This window comes from Pseudomonas luteola NBRC 103146, from assembly GCF_002091675.1.
Lineage (GTDB): Bacteria > Pseudomonadota > Gammaproteobacteria > Pseudomonadales > Pseudomonadaceae > Chryseomonas > Chryseomonas luteola.
In genome coordinates this window covers 1-23516 of the sequence record NZ_BDAE01000028.1, presented here as the reverse complement: position 1 = coordinate 23516, position 23516 = coordinate 1, and the positions used below count along the sequence as shown (strand labels likewise).

Genomic DNA, 23516 nt, shown 5'->3' with positions numbered 1-23516 from the left:
GGCATGTGAACCCGATCAGCTCTCCAGTACCGCCCGCAGGTAAGGCGCGGTCTTGCTGCTGGTCTCTTTTGCAACGCTCTCGGGTGTACCGCTCGCGACAATGTGTCCGCCTCTATCACCAGCCCCTGGGCCGATATCGATGACCCAATCGCTTTGCGCCACGACGCGCATGTCATGTTCAACCACAACGACTGTATTGCCAGCCTCTACCAGACCGTTGAGCTGGCGCACCAGGCGGTCTGTATCAGTAGGGTGTAGACCCGTTGTAGGCTCATCAAGTACATAGAGCGTAGCGCCGCGCTGGGTACGTTGCAGCTCGGTTGCCAGCTTGATGCGCTGTGCTTCACCGCCGGAAAGCTCCGTGGCTGGTTGCCCCAGGCGCAGATAGCCCAGACCAATATCACGCAGGACGTGCAAGGGACGGAGTACGCCAGCTTCCTCCGCGAAAAAGGTACAGGCATCCTCTACCGTCAGGTTCAGGACTTCCGCAATGGTTTTTCCTTGCCAGGTGACTTCCAGCGTTTCGGCGTTGTAACGGGCGCCATGGCAGGTCGGGCAGGGCGCATACACGCTGGGCATGAACAGCAGTTCGACACTGACGAAGCCTTCGCCCTCACAGGTCGGGCAACGCCCCTTGGCTACGTTGAATGAAAAGCGACCGGCGTCATATCGCCGTTTCCGGGCTTCCGGGGTCGCGGCAAACAGTTTGCGGATGCCGTCAAAAAGGCCTGTATAAGTGGCAAGGTTGGAGCGCGGGGTGCGACCGATCGGCTTCTGATCCACCTGGACCAGTCGGCGAATATGCTCCATGCCTTCAATGATTTGTCCTGAGAGCGGCTGAGGAGCCTCCTCGTCCAGCGGTGATTCGTCTTCATCGCGCTCGGCCAGTGGCCGGCCTAGGTGCTCACCGACCAACTCCAATAGTGCCTGGCTGACAAGAGTCGATTTGCCGGAGCCAGAGATACCGGTAACGGAGGTAAAGCAGCCAAGTGGAAACGCAACATCAAGGGCCTTGAGGTTGTTGCGCGTTACGCCGGTTAGTCTTAGCCAATGAAGCGGCTTGCGGTGCGGGCGTCTCAAGGGGGCTGCTGTGCGCCGAGACGCAAACAGGTAATCCCGCGTTTGAGACGCTTCGACATGGGCCAATCCGGCGGGCGGTCCGCTGTAGAGAACCGTACCACCGTGTTCGCCTGCTGCAGGGCCCACATCTACCAGCCAGTCTGCACGACGCATCGTCTCTAGATCGTGTTCCACTACGAACAAGGAATTGCCGGCCGCCTTGAGTTGATCCAGAGCCGTGAACAACGCTTCGCCGTCAGCAGGATGCAGACCGGCGGACGGTTCATCGAGCACATAGATCACTCCGAAAAGTTGCGAATTCAACTGAGTGGCAAGGCGTAGACGTTGCAGCTCTCCCGAAGACAATGTTGGGGTACTGCGTTCCAGGGAGAGGTACCCCAGGCCTAGCTCGGTCAGGGTTGTCAGGCGTTCCAGCAGATCCTGGGCGATACGTTGGGCCGCCAGGCGCTTTTCGTCTGACAGAGTCGGCGTGCGGCGCACGTCTGGGGCGGCCTCATGGGAAGTGCCACCTTCCCGGGTACGTGCTTCACGTGCGCGGCGTGATTCTTCCCTTGTGAAGGTTTTCTCCACGGGGGATGACCCTGAAGCCAGCGCACCGGCTGCAACAGGTGTGAGGACATCAATCAGGGTCAGCAGAGGCATGCGGGCCAGCTCGCCAATGTCATGCCCGGCAAAGGTGACGGACAGCGCCTCACGCTTCAGGCGCTTACCTTCACACAGCGGACACAGACTACCCACCATGAATTGGGATACGCGTTTTTTCATTAACGCGCTCTGCGAATGGGCAAAGGTATGCAGCACATAGCGGCGCGCACCGGTGAAGGTGCCCATGTAACTGGGCTCGCGCTTGTGCTTGAGAGCTTCGCGGGTCTGCTCTGGTGTCAGGCCGGCATAGACCGGAACGGTCGGCTGTTCTTCGGTAAAGAGAATCCAGTCGCGATCCTTTTGGGGGATATCGCGCCAAGGTGTGTCTACGTCGTAGCCCAGGGTTACCAGAATGTCCCGCAGATTCTGCCCCTGCCAGGCAGTAGGCCAGGCGGCAATGGCCCGCTCGCGAATAGTCAGCGAGTCGTCCGGTACCATAGACTGCTCGGTTACTTCATAGACTCGTCCGAGCCCATGACATTGAGGACAGGCGCCTTGGGGTGTGTTGGGCGAAAAGTCCTCTGCGTAGAGCATGGGCTGATCAGGCGGATAGGTGCCGACGCGTGAGTACAGCATGCGGATCAGGCTGGACAGGGTAGTGACGCTACCCACCGAAGAGCGAGCGCTGGGCGTGCCGCGTTGCTGCTGGAGAGCGACAGCCGGAGGCAATCCTTCTATGGTGTCCACATCCGGTACGCCTACCTGATCGATCAGGCGACGGGCATAGGGCGCCACCGATTCAAAGTAACGACGCTGAGCCTCGGCGTACAGGGTTCCAAAGGCAAGGGAGGACTTGCCAGAGCCCGAAACGCCGGTAAAAACAACCAGGCTGTCGCGGGGGATGTCGACATCTACATTCTTGAGATTGTGCTCACGCGCGCCCCGGACGCGGACAAAGCCGGGGGCTGTAGAGGGAGAGGCGTGGGTGGGATCAGGCGTGCTTCGTTTGTTGGGCATGCGTCAGGTCTTGGCGTAGGAACGTGTTCATAGGACCTTTTACCTGCCGGGACGACTGCACAACAGCCAGGAAAACCGCTACGTTGCGATCCAGGCCTCATGCACGTTGCAAGATATCTCCACGTAAATACCCACCGGCGTATCCACGAATCGGGTTACCGTACACGTCCTCAAGGCCCAAGACCTCTCGGGCGCAGTTCATCCAGGCCCAAAGCATGTCTGGAGAGCCATTCAGGGCACCGACCTTGATACGTCCGCTCCGTGGCTCCGGCATGCTGTACATGACGGGGCGCCCCAAGATGGCGGACGCCTCGGAGAGTTCGGGGATATCGTGATCCATGGCATCGAAGAATTCATGGCCGGCGATGGAGATTGGTTTGAGCGCCTTGACCTGTTCGATTGCCGCCTCGATCGTAGCTCGTAATTGATCAGGATTGATCTTTTGCCAGTTCGACCGGGAGGCAATACGCCACGCGCGTAGATCAGCCGGATCGACCCCGGGGCAGAGACCCTTGTAAGCTGCGCTCAGGCAATGGTCGGCGGCGGCAGCCAGTTGCAGCTCCGGCGTCGGCTCGATCTCCAGCAGCTGGCAGACCTGCCCCAGCGAGGAGCCTTCCCAGTAGCGCGCCGGAGGCATGTCATACCCCGGATCGCCTTCATGATGATGGTCTACCACAATATCACGAGGTTGGGAGGTATCGGCGAGGCCGCATTCCACCCAGACGATAGGGCCATGGGGCTCGCCTTGGCGGGCAGATGTGCGATCGGCTTTATAGGCATTGCCTGCGTATACCCGACGCTCATCCGCCAGCGCATAGGCCAGTCGATGCCGTGCCCTAAGAACCAGGGTCTCGATGAGCATCATTTCAGGATCTCGCGCACCAAGGATGAACAGGTATTTCATAAACATGACTGACGCTTCAGGGAGTTGAGTTATATCAGGGATAGGCGTATCGGATTAGACCCGCTGCCGTGCCATGGGTTGAGGCGAACACTTAGACGATTGACATGAAGGACTTCGAGATACGTTTACACTGTAACAAGACAGTGACTTCCCTGTATTCTGCGCCGCCTCATGTTTAGGCAAGAAGAGAGCGGGCACGTTTACATGCATAGCGACATTCATACGCCTGCCCGGCGATTATCCTGGCAGGACCATAAGACCCTGGGTCTGGCGGCGCTGGGCGGTGCCCTGGAAATCTACGATTTCATTATTTTCGTCTTTTTCGCGCTGGTGCTCAGCCAGTTGTTTTTCCCGCCGGAAATGCCTGAATGGCTGCGGCTGCTGCAAAGCTTTGGCATTTTTGCTACCGGGTATCTGGCGCGTCCGCTGGGCGGGATTCTGATGGCACATTATGCCGACCGCCTGGGGCGCAAGCGCATGTTCAACCTGAGCATCCTGCTTATGGCGTTGCCAAGCCTGCTCATTGGCGTGATGCCTACTTATGCGCAGATCGGCTACTTTGCACCGCTGATCCTGCTGGCACTACGGGTATTGCAGGGGGCTGCCGTCGGCGGCGAGGTGCCCAGTGCCTGGGTGTTTGTAGCAGAGCATGCCCCGGCCAATCACCGAGGTTATGCGCTGGGTATTCTTCAGGCAGGCCTGACATTTGGCTACCTGTTGGGTGCACTGACGGCCACGTTGCTGTCATCAATCTATGCCGAGAAAGAACTCCATGCCTATGCCTGGCGTATCCCCTTTATCCTGGGCGGCTTTTTTGGCGTCCTGGCGGTATGGCTACGGCGGTGGCTGAACGAGACGCCTGTCTTCATGGAGATGCAGGCTCGTAAGGTATTATCGGCGCGCCTGCCGTTATCGACGGTCCTGCGAGAACACCGCACCGCCTTGCTGCCGGCGGCACTGCTGACGTGCGTTCTGACTTCGGCAGTGGTCGTCCTGGTGGTTGTGACGCCTACCGTGATGCAGAAGTACTTTCATATTCCGACCAGTACCGCGTTCCGCATGAGCTGCATCGGTATCGTGTTTCTGAATATTGGCTGCGTCATCGCCGGGCGCATCGCTGATCGGATAGGTCCCTGGCAAGCGATGGGATTGTACAGCGCCGTTCTCGCCCCCGGTATTGCCGTCCTGTATACGAGTCTGGTCAGCGAGGCGATAGCGCTCTGGCTGGGCTACGCGATCGCAGGTCTTGCCTGCGGCATTGTGGGCGTCGTGCCATCGGTGATGATCGGGCTGTTTCCCTCCAATATTCGAGTCACGGGTATTTCCTTTACCTACAATATTGCGTACTCGATCTGGGGCAGCATCACGCCGTTGATTCTGATTGCCCTAATGCCGGTCAGTCCCTGGTTGTGCGTGGGCTACTGCGCGGTCATGGGCCTGGTCGGACTTGCCCTTATGCTGGCTTACCGGCATGACCCTCGACTGTCGCGTCCCCTGACCGATTTCTCCTCCTCGTCAGACTGATTTTGCTTCTGCACCTGTCCTGTCGGTTGAGCACCCGGCGGGCAGGCGTGACGAGATGTTGTCTTAACCGACAGGCTGCAATTCAGCTTTTCTGGTCTGCGCCGATAGAGCCTTTTAGCTAAGCAGACATGGGAAAGGCACCATGAAATTCAAGTCCATTCAGTACACCATCATGGCGTATGCCGGTGCCTGTATCCTGGCGATCGTCATCGCCCTGGTGGGGTATGCGTTGGTTACCGGCGCGCGTACACAGGATCAGGCGGCCAAAGGTACAGAGGCGTTGTTTGAAAAGGTCATCCAGGAGCGGCTGATTTCTCTGGCCGATGCCAACGTCATGCATATCCAGCATGACCTTGAAAAGCCATTGAACATCGCAGCATCACTGGCGCAGCTGAGCGCCTTGGCTGCCAGCGATCCGAGCACCAGCGTCCATCTGTCGCGAGATGAGCAGGACCGAATCATTCGAAATGCGATGGAAAAGCACCCTGAACTTCTAGGTGCCTATCTGGGCTGGGAGCCCAATGCCTTTGCAGGTGACGACTACCAGTTCATGGGGCAGCCTGGGCATGACAGTACTGGCCGCTTTCTGCCGTACTGGTTCCGCAATGCCGATGGTACGCTCGGCCATGACATCATTCAGTTCATGGAAAGCCAGAAACGCTCCGACCTGGGCGTGCGCGAGGGCGAGTACTATCTGTGTGCCAAGGAAACGCAACAGCTTTGCGCCGTTGACCCCTATACCTATGACGTCGCTGGCAAGCCTGTCCTGATGGCATCGTTTACCGCGCCTATCATGGTCAAAGGCAAGTTCCAGGGTATTGCCGGTGCGGACCTGTCCGTCGGCTTTATTCAGGATGCTCTGGTCAAGGCCAACCAGTCGCTCTACCAGGGCGCAGGTCAAATGGCACTGATTGCCAGTAATGGTGCCTTGATTGCCTATACCAAGGACGCCGGCCAGCTAGGCAAGTCTGTCAGCACTCTGCTAGATGAAAACGAGCTGAATAATCTGAAGCAGCTGAAGTCGACCGAGCCGCTATACGACTATGACGAAGCGCATGGGCATATCGAGCTGTTTCTACCGTTCAAGGTCGGTAACACGTCCGCTCAATGGACACTGATGATCCAGCTGCCCATCCAGGCCGCACTGGGCGAGTCTCTGAAGCTTCACGACGATATCAAGGCGCAGAGCGATCGAAATACCTTTGGAATGGGATTGGTCGGCCTGGCCCTTGCCATTATCGGGCTTGGCGCGCTGTGGCTGGTAAGCCGCAGTATCACGCGACCACTGAAGCAAATGGTGCTGATGCTGGATGATATCGCTCAAGGCGAGGGCGATCTGACCCGTCGGCTGGATGAAAACCGGCCCGATGAGCTGGGTGCCATGGCAAAGGGTTTCAACCGCTTCCTGGCCAAGCTGCAAGCCATGATTACCCAGGTAGTATCCTCGGTACAAAAAGTGAGCGATGCATCCGAGCATACAGCAGAGATCGCCATTCACACCCAGCAAGGGGTACAGAAGCAACAATCTGAAATCGATCAAGTGGCGACGGCCATTCAAGAGATGTCCGCTACAGCCCAGGAAGTTGCCCGCAGTGCCAACCAGGCGGCCGAGGCGGCAGGTAATGCGGATCAGTCAGCCAATCACGGGCGGACCATTGTGCAGAACTCCAGCGATGCGATTTCCGCACTGGCTGCCGAGATCGACCGTGCGGTTGTCAGCGTGGAAGGGCTGGCCAAGGACAGCGAAAACATTACCACGATCCTGGTCAGCATTCGCGGCATTGCCGAACAGACCAACCTACTGGCCCTCAACGCAGCCATTGAGGCGGCACGGGCTGGTGAGCAGGGCCGCGGCTTTGCCGTAGTGGCGGATGAGGTTCGTAATCTGGCGGGCAAGACTCAGCAGGCGACTCAGGAAATCCAGACCATGATCCAGCAGCTGCAAAGCGGTACGCAGGACGTGGTGCAGATCATGCAGGCCAGTCAGGCGAAGACCGAGACCAGCGTGCAGCAATCTTCCGAGGCCGCAGCTGCGCTGGCGGCGATCACCGAGGCGGTTTCCGTCATCACGGAAATGAACATCCAGATCGCGGGAGCGGCCGAAGAGCAAAGTGCCGTGGCGGAGGACATCAACCGTAATGTTACCGTGATCGGAACGGTTGCGTCTGAAGTGGCCCAGGGTGCAGAGCAGTCGTCGCACGCCAGTGCCGAGCTGACACAGCTGGCCGAGCAGCAGCGTCGCCTGGTCAATCAGTTCAAGGTCTGACGGCAGAACTGCGCGCCCGCAACAAGGGCGGGCAACGCAGGGAAGCAATCGGAGTAGGGGAGGGCGGTTCTTACACTGCAATACGGCGATAAGAACACGACCCTCTCAGGTCAGCAGCGTGGGGCCGGGTTACAGCTCAGCCAGCCGGATGAGATAGCCGTCGATTTCTTGCACAGGCATGCCAGTTTCGGTGCAAAGGTAGGTACTTTGCACCACCTTGTCGTCAAGAATCATCGGTGAGTTGGCAGCGTCTTTCCCTTTCAACTCCGTCAGTGCTTCTTTCAAATCAAATACAGCATCGCTATAGCTAACCAGCTTGTGACCATACTGGCCCTGCATGATGAGAAAATGCATGAGGTTTGTCCTGTAGGTTGCTGACCTGATTAGTTATAGGTGACTTTTAGGCATTTACAAAGCCCCGCTAATCGGTAAGCGGCTAACTTCTTATCACCGTTAGGATTAATTGTCTCCCTTGGGTGGAATGTGCTTATCTGATAGGGCATTTCTCATGGCCCCGTCGCTCCTGGCAGACAGGGCGACCGATAAGAACAAGACGAGAGCACCTACATGAGTGAGCGCTGCATCCAGGTAACGGAACTGCCACTGGCCTCCGGCAAGCGGCTCGGACGCGTGACGCTAGACGCACCAAGCAGCCTGAACGCCCTATCCTTCAACATGGCCGTCCAGCTGGAAGAACAGCTCAGGCACTGGGCGGAGCAGGACGACATTGACGCGGTCTGGCTGGAGGGAGCTGGTGAAAAGGCCTTTTGCGCGGGAGGCGATATCGTCGCGCTCTACAAGGCCATGCGGGAAGGAGAAGCTGGGCCGGGCAAGGCCACCGGTGAGTACTTTGCGCTGGAATACCGGCTCGATCACTTCATCCATCATTACCCCAAGCCGCTTATTGCCTGGGGGGCGGGTTACGTCATGGGAGGAGGGCTTGGGTTGCTCGCCGGTGCCTCTCATCGCGTAGTATGCGAGAGCACCCGTGTTGCCATGCCTGAGGTCAGCATCGGGTTATATCCCGATGTAGGGGCGAGCTGGTTTCTCAACCGCATGCCGGGCCGTTGCGGGCTGTTCCTGGGCGTTACCGGCGCACAGCTTACGGCGCGCGATGCGGTTTTCGTCGGGCTGGCGGATCGCTGCATTGCAGCGGAGCGGCGTGAACAGGTCATTGCCGATTTGCAGGCCATGCCCGATAGGATGCTCGGCCATGCCTCGGTTGCACAGGTGCTGCGCCAGCATGAGCAAGCAAGCATGGCCGTGATGCCTGAGCCAAATGTGCAACCGCTCTTCGATACCCTTCAGGCCCTGACGGATTTCGATGATGACAAAACCGTACTTGCTGAAATCAAGGCCTACAGCGGCGATAATCCCTGGCTAACCAAGGCGGCCAAGACATTGGCCCAGGGCTCACCGACTTCGGCGGCCATCACGCTGCGTCAGCTCAGGCGCAGCAAACGCTGGTCGCTGGCCGAGGCGCTGCGCAGTGAGTTGGACCTGTCGGTGCGCTGCACTCAGCTCGGTGAGCTGCAGGAGGGGATACGCGCCCTGCTGATCGACAAGGACCGCCAGCCGAAATGGCATGCAGATCCACTCGCAACGGACGACCCGGCTTGGCTGGATGCCTTTTTCAAACCTGCCTTTCCGGCCCACGAGCATCCGCTGCGCGCCCTGAAGGACTGATCAGTGGTCAGCCGTGCCGTTCCCAAGGGCACCATCTCGACCTATCTGGTGGAGGAGGCGCTACAGGCCTTTGCTGCGCGGGGAATGAGCCATGCGGAATTATTGTGCGACATCGGGCTGGCACCAGACTGTCTGGCGGAGCCGGGCGGCCGGGTGCCCGTCCCCTTTTACGGGCGCATCTGGCGGCGTCTGGCCCGGCGCTTTGATGATGAGTTTTTTGGCATGGATCCGCGTGGCATGCGGTCCGGTAGTTTCGAGTTTCTCTGCCGGGCCTGCCTGTCCCAACCTACGGTAGGTGCAGCGTTGATCCATGGGCTGGCTTTTCTCGGGCTTACCTTCGAGCGCCTTCGTGGTGAGCTGGTCCGCAGCCAGAGCCTGGCGGAAATTATATTGCGAGAGCCCGCCGGGGCGCCCAATCGAGCCTTCGCGTATTTCACCTACTGGATGATCGTTCACGGCGTAGCCTGCTGGCTGGCTGGCCGCCGGATCCCGATCCTGGCAATCGAGCTGCGCTGCCCCGAGCCCGCCTTTACGGCCGATTACAAGGTCATGTTTTCGGATAACCTGCGTTTCAACCAGAGCCGGACACGGATCATCTTTGCTGCCGAGGTACTGGATGTACCAGTGAGACGCAGCGAGGCGGACCTGCAGCGCTTTCTGGCTGAGGCACCCTGCAACATCCTGGAGAAATACCGCGATTCGGACAGTTTGGCGAGTCGGATCAAATTGCAGTTGCGGCAACTGCCGGGCGAGCAGTGGCCTACCAGTGAAGCCCTGGCGTACACCCTGTGCATGTCGCCTGCAACCCTGCGGCGGCGTCTGGCAGAGCAGGCGCAGTCCTACCAGGCGATCAAGGACACCGTACGCAAGGAACAGGCGATCGACTGGCTGGCCGATCCCTCGATGACCTATTCGGACATTGCTACTCAGCTTGGCTTCGCTGATATCAGCGCCTTCTACAAGGCCTTTCGTAAATGGACCGGAACCAACCCTGGTCACTACCGCAACCTGATTCTCGCCCAGGTCGACTCTGCCTGATTGTCCAAACCGCTCAGCCAGATTGAAGGGTTTGACCATTGCAAGCCAGCGCTGGCGCGATACAGTCAAAAAAGACGCTCCTGACGTTCCAATAACAACAAGCCGAGGAACTGATCATGCAGGACTATCAGGCTGCCTATTCCAGCTTTGATTTCCCTTCTGTTGTTGCCAGCCGACTGAGCGGGACGCTCGAGTCGCTCAACGCCTGTATCGAATGCTGCGACCGCCACGCCCTGCCGGGCCGTATCGCCCTGTTCTGGGAGGGCCGCGACGGCAGCAGCGAAACCTGGACGTTTATCGACCTCATGCAGCGCGCGGCCCAGTTCGCCCATTTTCTGGTGGCCCAGGGGATAGGTCCGGGTGATCGTGTGGCGGGCCTGCTGCCGCGTACGCCAGAGCTTCTTGTGACGATCCTTGGCACGTGGCGGGCTGGTGCGGTCTACCAGCCCGTGTTCACAGCGTTTGGCCCCAAGGCCATCGAGCATCGACTTACGACATCAGAGGCGAAACTGGTCGTGACCGATGGGGCCAACCGAGGCAAGCTGAGCGACGTTGATCATTGCCCCACCATTGTTACGCTGGGTGGCCGACGCGGTCTGGGCATTGAGCGGGGCGACTTCAGTTTTTGGAGCGAACTGGAAAAGCATCCTACCCATTTCGAGCCGGTCATGCGTGCAGGGGATGATCCTTTCCTGCTCATGTTTACTTCGGGCACCACAGGCCCTGCCAAGCCACTGGCCGTTCCGCTCAAGGCCATCGCTGCGTTCATGGGTTACATGAGCGATGCCATCGATCTGCGTCCGGAAGATGCCTTCTGGAATGTGGCTGATCCCGGCTGGGCCTATGGACTGTACTACGCCGTGACAGGCCCACTGGCGCTGGGACATCCCACCACGTTTTATGATGGTCCGTTCTCGGTGGAGAGCACCTGTCGCATCATCCGCAAATATGGCATTACCAACCTGGCCGGTTCGCCTACTGCTTACCGGATGCTGATTGCCGGTGGTGACAGCGTAATCGACTGCCTCAAAGGGCGGCTGCGAGCGGTCAGCAGTGCAGGAGAGCCGCTCAACCCGGAGGTAATCCGCTGGTTCGCGCAGAACCTGGGCGCAACCATCCATGACCATTACGGGCAGACCGAGCTGGGCATGGTGTTGTGTAATCACCACGCACTGGAGCATCCGGTGCGGCCCGGCTCGGCAGGCTTTGCCAGCCCTGGACACCGGGTCGTGGTAGTGGATGATCAGGCGCAGGAGTTGCCCGCTGGCCAGCCCGGTATTCTGGCGGTAGATCTCTCACAGTCGCCCATGTGCTGGTTTGGTGGTTATCTGGGGCTGCCTACCAAGTCCTTCGTCGGCCCTTACTACCTCAGCGGCGATACGGTCGAGCTGAACGATGACGGCAGTATCAGTTTTGTGGGGCGATCCGATGATGTGATCACAACGTCGGGCTATCGCGTAGGACCGTTCGATGTGGAAAGTGCCTTGATCGAGCATCCGGCCGTGATCGAGGCGGCCGTAGTGGGTAAGCCTGATCCAGAGCGTACCGAAATCATCAAGGCATTCGTCGTCATTCATAGCCGGTACTGTGATACCCCAGAGCTTGCCGAAGAGCTGCGCCAGTACGTACGCAAACGCCTGGCCGCCCATGCCTATCCGCGGGAAATCGAATTTGTGGCGGAGCTTCCCAAAACCCCCAGTGGCAAAGTTCAGCGATTCATCCTGCGTAACCAGGAGATTGCGAAGGCCCAGGCTACCCCGGCATCTGCCGCCTAAGGATTGCTGTATGCAGATTGAAAACAAAACGTTCCTTGTGACCGGTGCGGGCTCGGGCCTGGGAGCTGCTACCGCGACCATGCTGGTGGAGGCTGGAGCCAACGTTATGCTGGTGGATATGCATGCGCCCAGTGTCGAGGCGAAGGTCGAGGTACTTGGCCCACGGGCACGCTGCGCCGTGACCAATGTCACCGACGAAACTCAGGCGCGTTCAGCCGTAGCGGCCACGATGGAAGCCTTTGGCGCCGTTCATGGGCTGGTCAATTGCGCAGGTGTAGTAGGGGGTGAAAAGGTACTGGGAAAAAGCGGTGTTCATGGTTTGGACAGCTTCAGCCGAATCGTCGGCATCAATCTCATTGGCAGTTTCAACATGCTGCGTCTGGCCGCCGAAGCTATGACGCAGGGCGAGGCTGAGGCCAGTGGCGAACGTGGCGTCATCATCAACACCGCTTCCATTGCGGCCTTTGACGGGCAAATCGGGCAAGTAGCCTATGCAGCCTCGAAAGGCGGCGTCGCCAGCATGACGCTACCGGCTGCCCGGGAGTTGGCACGTTACGGGATACGGATCATGACCATCGCCCCAGGTATCTTCGAGACGCCCATGATGGCAGGCATGACAGAGGCTGTGCGCGAATCCCTTGCTGCAGGCGTGCCGTTCCCGCCGCGTCTTGGTAGGCCCGAGGAATATGCAGCCCTGGTCAGGCACATCATTGAAAACAGCATGCTCAACGGCGAGGTGATTCGTCTCGACGGCGCCTTGCGCATGGCAGCCAAATAAGAGAGATCATCATGAATCAGGATCCCATTGTTATCGTCAGTCTTGCCCGCACCCCCATGGGTGGTTTCCAGGGCGATCTGCAAGGGCTGAGCGCAACGGAGCTGGGCGCCCAGGCTATCGGCGCGGTTATCGAGCGTAGCGGCATCAGCGTTGAGGCAGTAGATGAAGTGCTCATGGGCTGCGTGCTTCCCGCCGGCCTGGGGCAGGCACCGGCACGGCAGGCTGCCCTGGGTGCAGGCCTTACCCAGCACACACCCTGCACTACGCTCAACAAGATGTGTGGCTCCGGCATGCAGGCTGCCATTCTCGGCCATGATCTGCTGCGGGCTGGCAGTGCCAACGTTGTTATTGCCGGGGGCATGGAAAGCATGTCCAACGCACCGTATCTGTTGGATCATGCCCGCGCCGGCTATCGCATGGGCCATGGGCGCGTACTGGATCATATGTTCCTGGATGGGCTGGAGGATGCCTATGACAAGGGACGCCTCATGGGGACTTTTGCCGAAGACTGTGCCCAGCAGCATGATGTCAGCCGTGCTGCCCAGGATGAGTATGCGATGGCTTCTCTGACCCGGGCGCGCAAGGCCATCGAGGAGGGCGCCTTTGCGGCCGAGATCGTACCGGTTAGTGTCAAGACCCGTAAGGAAGAACGCCTTATCCGCGATGATGAGCAGCCGCCCAAGGCCCGGCTCGACAAGATTCCCGAATTAAAGCCCGCGTTCCGTCAGGACGGTACGGTAACGGCTGCCAACGCCAGTTCGATTTCCGATGGTGCAGCGGCGCTGGTACTGATGCGCCGCTCCGAGGCCGAGCGGCAGGGGCTGACGCCATTGGCCGCTATCCACGGACATGCAGCCTTCGCCGATGCACCGCATCTGTTTCCCACGGCGCCCATTGGCGCTATCCAGAAGCTCATGAGGCGGACAGGCTGGTCGCTGAACGACGTGGATCTGTTCGAAATCAACGAAGCATTTGCTGTAGTTGCCATGGTCACCATGCGCGAGCTTGGGCTTCCCCATGAAAAGGTCAACGTTCATGGCGGTGCCTGTGCATTGGGCCATCCTATTGGCGCTTCAGGTGCACGGATTCTGGTGACCCTGATTTCGGCCTTGCGCCGTTATGGGCTGCGCCGAGGCGTAGCGGCCATTTGCATTGGCGGCGGCGAGGCAACCGCGATGGCCGTGGAATGCCTGTATTGATGTGAGGACAAGATCATGCTGATTACCGAAGAACAACAAAGCATTGTCGACATGGCCCGTCAGTTTGCTCAGGAGCGGCTGCGTCCGTTCTCGGCAGAATGGGACCGCGAGCATACCTTTCCTCGAGAAGCGTTACGGGAGATGGCTGAGCTGGGTTTCATGGGCATGCTGGTGCCTGATACCTGGGGCGGCTGCGAGACAGGTTATGTTGCCTATGCACTGGCCCTTGAGGAAATTGCCGCCGGTGACGGAGCCTGTTCCACCATCATGAGCGTGCATAACTCGGTAGGCTGCGTCCCGATTCATCACTTCGGCACCGATGAGCAGAAAACCCAGTTTCTGATACCGCTGGCTACGGGTGAAATGATTGGTGCCTTTGCACTCACCGAACCTCAGGCTGGCTCGGACGCCAGTGATCTACGGACCAAGGCACGGCGGGAAGGTGATGAGTACGTAATCAACGGGGCCAAGCAGTTCATTACCTCCGGCAGTAATGCAGGCGTTGTGATTGTCTTTGCCGTGACGGATCCATCCGCTGGTAAACGAGGCATCACCGCCTTTCTGGTGCCAACCTCAACACCCGGCTATTCGGTCGTTCGTGTAGAGCACAAATTGGGCATTCATGCCTCCGACACCTGTCAAATCCAACTGGACAACGTGCGTATCCCGGCGGCTTATCGGCTGGGCGAGGAAGGGCAAGGCTACAAGATCGCCCTGGCCAACCTTGAGGGCGGACGCATCGGTATTGCAGCGCAAGCAGTGGGCATGGCTCGCGCGGCATTCGAATATGCACGCGATTACGCCCGTGACCGGCAGACCTTTGGCAAGCCTATCGTCGAGCATCAGGCTGTGTCTTTCCGCCTGGCGGACATGGCAACCGAAATCGCCGTGGCTCGGCAGATGGTGCTGCATGCCGCCGCGCTCAGGGATGCCGGCAGGCCTGCATTGGTCGAGGCCTCCATGGCCAAGCTGTTTGCCTCCGAGATGACGGAGCGCGTCTGCTCCGCTGCCTTGCAAACCCTGGGTGGCTATGGCTACCTCAACGACTATCCGCTGGAGCGCATCTATCGCGACGCCCGGATCTGCCAGATTTACGAGGGCACCAGTGATATTCAGCGGCTTGTCATTGCCCGCCATCTAGGAGAGTAACTTTATGTCCTATGAAACCCTGGTGATCGAAATACAGGAGCGTGTCGCGCTGATCACGCTCAACCGTCCTCAGGCCCTGAATGCCCTGAACACGCAATTGATCGACGAGCTCAATCAGGCGTTGGACGGGCTGGAGCGGGACAGCACCATTGGCTGCATCGTGCTGACCGGATCGTCCAAGGCCTTTGCGGCAGGTGCGGATATCAAGGAAATGGCCGACCTGACCTTTCCTGACATTTATCTGGATGATTTTTTCTCTGCTGTGGATCGTGTCGCCAGCCGGCGCAAGCCGATGATTGCAGCCGTAGCCGGATATGCCCTGGGAGGTGGGTGTGAACTGGCGTTGCTATGCGACTTCATCTACGCCGCGGACAATGCCAAGTTTGGCCTGCCGGAAATCAAGCTTGGCGTCTTGCCGGGCATGGGAGGTACTCAGCGGCTGACGCGGGCGCTGGGCAAGGCCAAGGCCATGGAAATGTGCCTGACCGGCCGCATGATGGAGGCCCCGGAAGCCGAGCGGGCAGGGCTGGTAGCCCGCATTTTCCCTGTGGACAGCCTTGTGAGCGAAACCCTGAAGGTTGCTCATGAGATCGCCAACAAGTCATTGACGGCAACGCTGATGGCCAAGGAGAGCATCAACCGGGTCTTTGAAACGAGCCTGAGTGAAGGTGTGCGGTTCGAACGACGTATTTTCCATGCCGTCTTCGCCACGGCGGATCAGAAAGAGGGCATGAAGGCCTTTGTTGAAAAGCGGGACGCAAACTTTAAGCACCAGTAATACCGAGGCTGGGTCTGATGGAGGACCCAGCCATTGTTTCAGGGAAGCGTAGACAGCCGCTGGCAGCTGCTCTCGAACTTCTTGTCGCAGGCGCTCTTGTAGAGCTGCTTGGCCAGAAAGGTATCCTTGGGCAGGCCATGCATGCCTTCCATATAAAAGTTACCCAGCATGTGCTGAGCCATGGGATTGCCACCGGCTGCCGACTGATTAAGGTATCTGATCATATCGGCCTCGTTGGCCAGGGCCGGATCAGCTTGTCCTGAATACAGAAATGCCAGGTTCACGGCTGCCTCGGGATGACCGCGGTCAGCGGCCAGCTTCCACCAGCGCTCGGCCTGTCTCAAATCCTTGGTTGGCTTGCCCATGAAATAGAAGCTGCCCAGTTGGATCTGCGCGTCGATATCGCCACGCTCAGCCATCGCTTTGGCGGTATTGAAGTCCATGGGCGCCTGAGTGGTCGGACTGGCCGCAGTGCCTTGGGTGGGTTGGTCGGTTGTTTCTGGCGTATCCGCTTCTTGATGGGCGCAGCCACTCAACAGCATAAGGCCAAGCAGTGGACCTGCCAGTTTTCTAATGAGCATTCGTTCTCCTTGATAATAACGTCCGGGTCTGGCCCTTAGGCTTGTACATAAACGAAAGATTCAACACGCCGCAACGCATCGCTTCAAGAACATTGTCTTGGCGCACATGACTACTATCCAAGAGATATCAAAGGTGATCACAGGATAGAGAAGGCATTCTCAAAAGCTAACTTATGTTATGTTATAACTTAATCGAGTGTCTTGTGTTTGAGTCTATATCCGACAGGCCCTGCCCGTGCTGTGTCAATACGCATTTACACTCAACATACTGACCTCTTGTTTGTTAGGTGGGGAAGCAAGCCTGTGCCTGACGCTTTAAAAAGTGAGTCTGATGAACATGGCAGAACCTAGCGTTACACCCCGGCAGGTAGCAGGCGATACCCCTGCCGTTTTGGCCGACGTACTCCATGAGGGTATCAACCTCGCCATCTGGAACCGCTGCCTTCCTTTGCACATTGAACAGTTCGCCCGGATGTTGACCGGCGTGGCCGAGCCATTTGCCCAGTCTCTGGTGGTGCAACTGGAGGATGCGGAGGCCGAACCCAATCTGAGTCAGCTGGCCGGCACCCATAAGGATCTGGAGGGCCACGAAGGGTTTGTTGCAGACGTCACCTGGCTGGTCAAAGCCTTCGCCTATTTGCTCAATGCCCGCCGAGTCGGGGTGCGTTTGCGCTTGCTGGACAAGGCAATGTGCCCACGCTTTCACGTTGACCACGTGCCGCTTCGGCTAGTGACGACCTATTCCGGGCCGGGCAGTCTCTGGTCAGGCAAAAGCCAGCTGACCACTATCTCTCTGGACGAAGCCCATCAACTCGCGCCAGGTGCAGTGGCGCTGCTCAAGGGTGAGAAGTGGGAGGGCAACGAAGGGGCAGGCATCGTGCATTGTTCGCCTGCCTTGGCGGCGGGCGAGAAGCGCCTGTTTCTGTCACTGGACTGGCTGGCTTAGAGAGGTCAAAAGCCTATCACTCATTAAAACCTACGTTGTATTGATTAGATATGGAAGAAAGAGCCGGCGTCTGGTTGGAACGGTTGACTTCGAGGAAGGCCTGAGGGACGAAACCCTCAGGCCATGTGGATCAGCTGAACAGATTGATACCCAGTTGGAAAGCAATCCATACGGCCAAAGCCGTTGCGAACCCCAGCGCGATATTCTCGAACCAGTTGTTCCGGTATTTACCCAATAGTGATTTCTGGTTGGACATGATCAGCAGCCCAAGGGAGATCACCGGCAGACCAATGATGTTCAAGGCATTGACTGCGATCGTCAGGGTAACGAAGTTAGGCATTCCCGGAAGCGACCATACCAATGGCGTAACCAGGATGAACAGCATGAACCACTTATGCATCGGATCATGGTGCAGGACCTTGCCGTAGCGCTCACGGCGACCGGGTCGGATGTACTGGAAAGCATCGGTAATCAACATGGGCAGGGCGGTTGTCTTGCCTGAAATGCTGGCAAACAGCGTTGCGAACACGCCCACAAAGAAGATCAGCCATCCCCCTTGGCCAAAATACAGCTCCAGCGCAGCGCCCAGATCATCCAGCGTATTGACCTGAATACCGTTGGGCCGCAGGATTTCGGCGCCTACGACCCAGATGGCCAGGTTGATGATAATGCCGACAATCACCGCAAACAGAAGGTCGTTACGCTGGATGCGTTTGTGCTCAGGCCCTGTCCAGCCTTTTTCCTTCATCACATAGGGATGAACGAAATTGGAAAACGAACCCGCCACGGCACCGATGACAGATACCGCTACCAGCAGCGCGCCGTGAACGCCTTCATCGGGCGGTATGCTGAAACCGATGGTTCCACGCAAGATGCCGCCCATATCCGGCGTAGCCATGATCGCCAGGGTCAGGAAGGCCAGTGTCATGATGGCAAGTAGCAACTTCATGACGCCTTCGATCATCGCATAGAAGTTTCGCCCCACCAGCATCCACACGGCCAGCACGACCGCCACCGAGCACAATAAGGGCTGGTTAATGTGCAGTAATGTCGAAAGCGCCTCGCCGGCCCCCTTGATCATGTAGGCATTGGTCAGGTGTGCCATGATCAGCGCATAGCCAAACATGAAGTAGGCGAAGAGCGGGTGAAGTTGGGCATAGCCTTGCAGGATGCTCATACCCTGGTTGTTGCACAGCTGGAAGCGGGCAATGATGTTGACGATCAAGAAGCGGAGCAAAAGGGATACGGCCAATACCCACATCATGGCATAGCCATAATTCGAGCCGGCGACCGATGAGGTGATCAGGTCGCCCGCGCCTAGCCAGGAGAGCACTGCGATAATGCCAGGGCCGAGCACCTTGGCGAGGTTGGAAAGGGAATAACGGGAAGTACTGACTGCCTTTTTGGAAACCGATTCGGTATGTGCCATGACGTAACTCTCTGAATAGGTTGATTGTTCTTGTCACTATCAAGAGCGTTTTGCAGTCCAATGTCGGCAGACCTACTGCAGGCCATGGAACGGGGTTCGGACAAGCCCGCCTCGTTGGTATGTAAGCGATCTGAAGGTGGTCGTATCTCCTGTTGAGAAGGGAACGTTAAGCCTCCGGTGAAACCGTTGGAGGCTCGGTGGATTACACGGGGGTCTTGAGTTTTCCGCTCGTGAAATACAGATTGAGATTTTCAAGCACAAGATCGGCCATGGCCTGACGTGTCTCATGCGTCCCGCTGCCCAGATGGGGTGTCAGGACAACGTTATCCATTTCCAGTAATGGCTGAGGCACTTCGGGTTCATGGGCGAATACATCAAGCCCGGCGCCTGCAATAACGCCTTGTTGCAGTGCACTCACTAGCGCGGCTTCATCTACCACCGAACCACGGGCAATGTTGATCAGGAAGCCATCCTTGCCCAATGCCTGTAGTACGTCTGTACCGATAAGGTGATGGGTCGCGTTACCACCGGGGACCGCCAGCACCAGAAAGTCGGACTGGCTGGCCAGCGCCTTCAGGTCCGGCTCGTAGCGGTAGGGCACATCTGCTTGTTGATGGCGACCATAATAAGCAACATTCATGTCAAAGGCGGAAACCCGCTTGGCTATGGCTTTGCCAATGTTGCCCAACCCCACAATACCGCAGGTCTTGCCGCCGAGCTTGCGTCCCAGGGGAAACTTTTCCTTGAGCCAGCGGCCATTGCGAACGAAGCGGTCTGCCGCGCTGATGCCGCGAGCTACGTCGATCAGCAGGGCAAATGCAGTGTCGGCCACGCAGTCGTCCAGTACGCCTGGTGTATTGCTGACCGCTACCCCTCGGTCTCGTGCAGTAGCAATGTCAATTGCGTCATAACCCACGCCGAAACTAACGATAACTTTCAGGTTGGAAAGCGCCCGTATTACCTCGCCTTTGCAGCCATGAATTCCGCTGGTGACGATACCGTCAATGGCGTCGCTATGGGTATTCAAGAAGGCTTGCGGGTCCTCTGCCTCCCAAAGCTTATGGATGGTGTAGCTGGATTCGATTTCTTGTTGTAAGGCCGGCAACAGAGGGCCGATCAATAACAGGTTAGGTGCTTGAGTCGTGGTCTCGCTCATGATTTTCTCCAGGAAGAAGCCAGTGCGATACGCTGCGTTCGCTCGCAGGGGGTACGGCCTTATCGTGTTAGCAGAGAAAGTAAGAACCGTTTAAGCAATTGTGAAGACAATGCACTGCATTGCATGCCGGTCCGGCAAATGAAACGGAGCCACTAGAGTAGAAGTTCGAATTCATGAATGCGCCCCGAAAGTTGTTGTTATAACGGGCCTGGACGTGACTTCTCACGCCCAGGTATAGCGTAGCGTATTTAATTAACGCACCATGCAGGGACGTTTGTTATTGAATGTCCAGTTCGGCACGAGGAACTGCATGGCGACAGCATCATCCCGCGCACCCAGTCCCATGCCTTTGTACAGCTCGTGGGCCTTGGCAACCTGATCCATGTCGATCTCGACGCCCAGTCCCGGCTTTTGCGGAACAGCGACCAGACCGCCCTTGATCTGGAAGGGCTCCTTGGTCAGGCGCTGGCCGTCCTGCCAGATCCAGTGTGTATCGATGGCTGTGATTTTTCCTGGCGCGGCCGCAGCGACGTGGGTGAACATGGCCAGGGAAATATCAAAGTGATTGTTGGAGTGCGAACCCCAGGTCAGGCCCCAGTCATTGCACATTTGCGCAACACGAACTGAACCTTGCATCGTCCAGAAATGCGGGTCGGCCAGCGGGATATCCACGGACTGCAGCTGGATAGCATGACCCATCTGGCGCCAGTCGGTTGCAATCATGTTGGTAGCAGTCGGAAGGCCTGTGGCGCGGCGGAACTCAGCCATCACCTCACGGCCGGAGTAGCCATCCTCAGCTCCACAGGGGTCTTCGGCATAGGCCAGTACGTCATGCTTGTCACGGCAAAGGGCGATCGCCTCCTTGAGTGACCAGGCACCATTTGGGTCCAGCGTGATCCGCGCTTCGGGGAAACGTTCAGCCAGAGCCGTCACCGCTTCCATTTCTTCTTCACCGCGCAGCACGCCGCCCTTGAGTTTGAAGTCGTTGAAGCCGTAGCGGGCATGGGCTGCTTCGGCCAGGCGCACCACAGCTTCCGGGGTCAGGGCTTCCTCATGGCGCACACGGAACCAGTCATTATCGGCCTCTGGCTCGCTGCGGTAGGGAAGATTAGTCTTGTTGCGGTCACCTACGTAGAACAAATAACCCAGCATTTCTACAGCGTCGCGCTGCTGACCTTCGCCCAGCAGGGCGGCAACCGGAACGCCCAGGTGCTGACCGAGCAGGTCCAATAGGGCGGCTTCTACAGCTGTTACGGCATGAATGGTGATGCGCAGGTCAAATGTCTGTAGGCCTCGACCGGCAGCATCACGATCCGCGAACGTACGGCGCATCTGATTAAGGATGTTGTTGAAGGTACCAATGGTCTGTCCAACGATGAGTGCACGAGCATCTTCAAGGGTCTGCCGGATCTTTTCGCCGCCGGGTACCTCACCCACGCCAACATGACCTGCATTGTCTTTCAGGATAACGATATTGCGAGTAAAGAACGGACCGTGTGCGCCGCTGAGGTTGAGCAGCATGCCATCGTGTCCTGCAACCGGAACGACCTGCATGTCGGTGATGACGGGCGCTTGTGTGAGAGCCTCATGAGTGACCTGTACGTTCATACCTATTCCTCTTCACGCTTTATTCTTGTGGCGGGCAGTGGAGTACTGCCGGTACGCTTGTTTAGGTAACGCCCAGCAATAAAGCCGGGCGTAGTGGGAGTTAAACGGGCTTGGGTTCCAGGCCTGTGCTGCCGGCGTCTGGTTTCTGTCCTTTGGGCTTGGTCCGGGCAAAGAACACCACGATGGCCGCCAGGATGGACGTAGCCGCCAAGCCATAAAGGCCGCCTTGGATTGAACCGGTCCGCTCTTCAAGGATGCCGAAGACAGTCGGTGCAACGAAGCCACCCAGGTTGCCCAGCGAGTTGATGAGGGCCAATACGGCTGCTGCGATGCGAGCATCCAGGTACGCCTGCGGAATCGGCCAGAAGCATGAGGATGCGGACTTGAAGCCGATGGCGGCGAAGCAGATGGCAACGTAGGCAAAGATGGGGCCGCCTGTGGTCGACATGAACATGCCTGCCGCCGCTGCCAGGAGGGCAACGGCAACCCAGGCCTGCTGGAATTTCCAGCGTGCCGAAAGCGAGGCGAAGGCATACATGGCCACAATGGAGATCAGCCAGGGTACGGAGTTGAACAACCCGACCTCAAAGTCGCTGATGTTGCCCATTTTCTTGATGATGCTGGGCAACCAGAACGTGGCGGCATAGATGGTCAGCTGGATGGCAAAGTAAATCACGCAGAACAGCATGATCTGGGAGTCTTTAAGCAGTTGCATCAGAGTCGGTTTAACCGTCTGTGCCTGTTCCCGCTGACGTTGCTCATTCTCAATGGTAGCCACCAGAGCATCCTGCTCTTCGCGCTTTAGCCATTTGGCATCATGGGGCAGTGAGTCCAGCCAAAACCAGACAAAGCCGCACAGCGCAACGGAGAAAAGCCCCTCGATCAAAAACATCCATTGCCAACCGTGCAGGCCCAGCCCCTCGATTTGCAGCAGGGCGCCTGTTACCGGGCCGGAAATGATCGAGGCGATAGCCGATCCGGAAAGGAATAGCGCAATGGCCTTGCCGCGCTCGGCACCGGGTAGCCAGCGAGTAAAGTAGTAGATGACACCTGGAAAGAAGCCCGCTTCGGCCACACCGAGCAGAAAGCGCAGGATGTAAAAGTGCGTTTCGTTCTGGATAAAGGCCATCATGGCAGCCACGATGCCCCAGGTCGCCATGATGCGCGTCAGCCAGGCGCGTGCGCCAACCCGTTGCAGCAGGATATTGGAGGGGACCTCAAATAGCGCATAGCCGACAAAGAACAGACCAGCGCCCAGACCATAGGCAGCTACACCAATGCCCAAATCAGTTTGAAGATGGTTTTTGACAAACCCGATGTTCACGCGATCAATGTAATTGACAATGAACATGATGATGAACAGCGGTAGGACATGTCGCTTGACCTTGGCGACTGCGCTCGCCAGAACGTCGGCTGATACAGCCGATTGAGCGGTGTGGCTCATGAATGCTCTCCCACTTTTATTGTTGTGGCGGGTACTGCATTGTCAAAAAGGGCGGGGCGGACCGCCCTTGGCTGTAAAACAGGCTCGGTTGCAATACGCTGCGTAGGGGGCACGCAACCGGCCCAAATGCTTACTGCGGACCGAGCTTGTCCATCAGCGCAGCCAGACGCTCGTACTCGTCAGGCTTGAGGTCGGTCAACGGTGCGCGTACCGGACCGGCATCGTAACCTGCGATCTTCGCACCCGCCTTGACGATGCTTACCGCATAACCTGCGCAGCGGTTACGGATGTCCAGGTACGGCAGGAAGAAATCATCGATCAGCTTGCCCACGGTCTCGTGGTCATCCGCAGCGATGGCTTTGTAGAAGTCCATGGCCGTCTTGGGAACAAAGTTGAACACCGCCGAGGAGTACACCGGTACGCCCAGGGCCTTGTAGGCCGCGGCATAGACTTCAGCGGTCGGTAGGCCACCCAGGTAGGTGAAGCGATCACCCAGACGACGACGGATGGAGACCATCAGCTCGATATCGCCCATGCCATCCTTGAAGCCGATCAGATTCGGGCAACGCTCGG

General features: G+C 58.0%; 19 protein-coding genes and 1 pseudogene. 11 read left to right on the top strand and 9 right to left on the bottom strand.

Going from position 1 to position 23516, the window contains the following annotated elements:
- Positions 1 to 15 precede the first annotated feature (15 nt).
- Together uvrA and PLU01S_RS21530 are read right to left on the bottom strand one after the other, a co-directional pair.
- The gene (gene uvrA, locus PLU01S_RS21535) at positions 16 to 2682 is read right to left on the bottom strand and encodes an excinuclease ABC subunit UvrA (protein WP_074826275.1); all 2667 of its coding nucleotides are present in this window, start codon (positions 2680 to 2682) and stop codon (positions 16 to 18) included.
- Between the two features lie 97 nt (positions 2683 to 2779).
- The gene (locus tag PLU01S_RS21530) at positions 2780 to 3592 is read right to left on the bottom strand and encodes a hypothetical protein (protein WP_074826279.1); all 813 of its coding nucleotides are present in this window, start codon (positions 3590 to 3592) and stop codon (positions 2780 to 2782) included.
- Positions 3593 to 3790: 198 nt separating this feature from the next.
- Here PLU01S_RS21530 and PLU01S_RS21525 point away from each other — a divergent pair, with 198 nt between their 5' ends.
- The 3 genes and pseudogenes from PLU01S_RS21525 to PLU01S_RS26710 all read left to right on the top strand — a co-directional run bounded on the left by PLU01S_RS21525 (position 3791) and on the right by PLU01S_RS26710 (position 7376).
- Complete coding sequence (locus PLU01S_RS21525; RefSeq protein WP_074826282.1) at positions 3791 to 5110, top strand: MFS transporter; 1320 nt, start codon at positions 3791 to 3793, stop codon at positions 5108 to 5110.
- Positions 5111 to 5252: 142 nt separating this feature from the next.
- Positions 5253 to 6521: pseudogene (locus tag PLU01S_RS26715) on the top strand (methyl-accepting chemotaxis protein); the annotation flags it as partial.
- Positions 6522 to 6533: 12 nt separating this feature from the next.
- Complete coding sequence (locus PLU01S_RS26710; protein WP_372238917.1) at positions 6534 to 7376, top strand: methyl-accepting chemotaxis protein; 843 nt, start codon at positions 6534 to 6536, stop codon at positions 7374 to 7376.
- A gap of 129 nt (positions 7377 to 7505) precedes the next feature.
- On the opposite strand, the gene PLU01S_RS21515 is transcribed toward PLU01S_RS26710, so the two are convergent.
- Positions 7506 to 7730 (bottom strand): hypothetical protein, encoded by a 225-nt coding sequence (locus PLU01S_RS21515; RefSeq protein WP_010798231.1) that lies wholly within the window; start codon positions 7728 to 7730, stop codon positions 7506 to 7508.
- 213 nt (positions 7731 to 7943) lie between these two features.
- Here PLU01S_RS21515 and PLU01S_RS21510 point away from each other — a divergent pair, with 213 nt between their 5' ends.
- From PLU01S_RS21510 to PLU01S_RS21480, 7 genes are all read left to right on the top strand, one after another.
- Complete coding sequence (locus tag PLU01S_RS21510) at positions 7944 to 9062, top strand: enoyl-CoA hydratase/isomerase family protein (protein ID WP_074826289.1); 1119 nt, start codon at positions 7944 to 7946, stop codon at positions 9060 to 9062.
- 84 nt (positions 9063 to 9146) lie between these two features.
- The gene (locus PLU01S_RS21505) at positions 9147 to 10100 is read left to right on the top strand and encodes an AraC family transcriptional regulator (RefSeq protein ID WP_083397927.1); all 954 of its coding nucleotides are present in this window, start codon (positions 9147 to 9149) and stop codon (positions 10098 to 10100) included.
- A 116-nt stretch (positions 10101 to 10216) separates the two neighbouring features.
- A complete protein-coding gene (locus tag PLU01S_RS21500) occupies positions 10217 to 11875 on the top strand; it encodes an AMP-binding protein (protein WP_074826295.1) in 1659 nt (552 codons plus the stop codon).
- 10 nt (positions 11876 to 11885) lie between these two features.
- Entirely contained in the window at positions 11886 to 12653 is a 768-nt protein-coding gene (locus PLU01S_RS21495; RefSeq protein WP_074826298.1) for an SDR family NAD(P)-dependent oxidoreductase, read from the top strand.
- An 11-nt stretch (positions 12654 to 12664) separates the two neighbouring features.
- Entirely contained in the window at positions 12665 to 13852 is a 1188-nt protein-coding gene (locus tag PLU01S_RS21490; RefSeq protein ID WP_083397919.1) for an acetyl-CoA C-acyltransferase, read from the top strand.
- A gap of 15 nt (positions 13853 to 13867) precedes the next feature.
- Positions 13868 to 15001 (top strand): acyl-CoA dehydrogenase family protein, encoded by a 1134-nt coding sequence (locus PLU01S_RS21485; protein ID WP_074826304.1) that lies wholly within the window; start codon positions 13868 to 13870, stop codon positions 14999 to 15001.
- Positions 15002 to 15005: 4 nt separating this feature from the next.
- The gene (locus PLU01S_RS21480; protein ID WP_074826307.1) at positions 15006 to 15779 is read left to right on the top strand and encodes an enoyl-CoA hydratase; all 774 of its coding nucleotides are present in this window, start codon (positions 15006 to 15008) and stop codon (positions 15777 to 15779) included.
- 38 nt (positions 15780 to 15817) lie between these two features.
- On the opposite strand, the gene PLU01S_RS21475 is transcribed toward PLU01S_RS21480, so the two are convergent.
- Positions 15818 to 16360 (bottom strand): tetratricopeptide repeat protein, encoded by a 543-nt coding sequence (locus PLU01S_RS21475; RefSeq protein WP_074826310.1) that lies wholly within the window; start codon positions 16358 to 16360, stop codon positions 15818 to 15820.
- A 337-nt stretch (positions 16361 to 16697) separates the two neighbouring features.
- Between PLU01S_RS21475 and PLU01S_RS21470 the strand changes: the two genes are divergently transcribed.
- Positions 16698 to 17306: a DUF1826 domain-containing protein gene (locus tag PLU01S_RS21470; RefSeq protein WP_074826771.1), complete on the top strand. Its 609-nt coding sequence runs from the start codon at positions 16698 to 16700 to the stop codon at positions 17304 to 17306.
- Between the two features lie 130 nt (positions 17307 to 17436).
- On the opposite strand, the gene PLU01S_RS21465 is transcribed toward PLU01S_RS21470, so the two are convergent.
- From PLU01S_RS21465 to PLU01S_RS21445, 5 genes are all read right to left on the bottom strand, one after another.
- Positions 17437 to 18735, bottom strand: a complete 1299-nt coding sequence (locus PLU01S_RS21465; RefSeq protein WP_074826312.1) for an Nramp family divalent metal transporter — start codon at positions 18733 to 18735, stop codon at positions 17437 to 17439.
- A gap of 202 nt (positions 18736 to 18937) precedes the next feature.
- Entirely contained in the window at positions 18938 to 19891 is a 954-nt protein-coding gene (locus PLU01S_RS21460; protein WP_074826315.1) for a 2-hydroxyacid dehydrogenase, read from the bottom strand.
- A gap of 252 nt (positions 19892 to 20143) precedes the next feature.
- Positions 20144 to 21499: a glucarate dehydratase gene (gudD, locus tag PLU01S_RS21455; protein WP_074826318.1), complete on the bottom strand. Its 1356-nt coding sequence runs from the start codon at positions 21497 to 21499 to the stop codon at positions 20144 to 20146.
- A 100-nt stretch (positions 21500 to 21599) separates the two neighbouring features.
- The gene (locus tag PLU01S_RS21450) at positions 21600 to 22943 is read right to left on the bottom strand and encodes an MFS transporter (RefSeq protein ID WP_074826321.1); all 1344 of its coding nucleotides are present in this window, start codon (positions 22941 to 22943) and stop codon (positions 21600 to 21602) included.
- A 130-nt stretch (positions 22944 to 23073) separates the two neighbouring features.
- Positions 23074 to 23516: dihydrodipicolinate synthase family protein (locus PLU01S_RS21445; RefSeq protein ID WP_174588325.1), on the bottom strand; the 443-nt coding region annotated here is incomplete at its 5' end.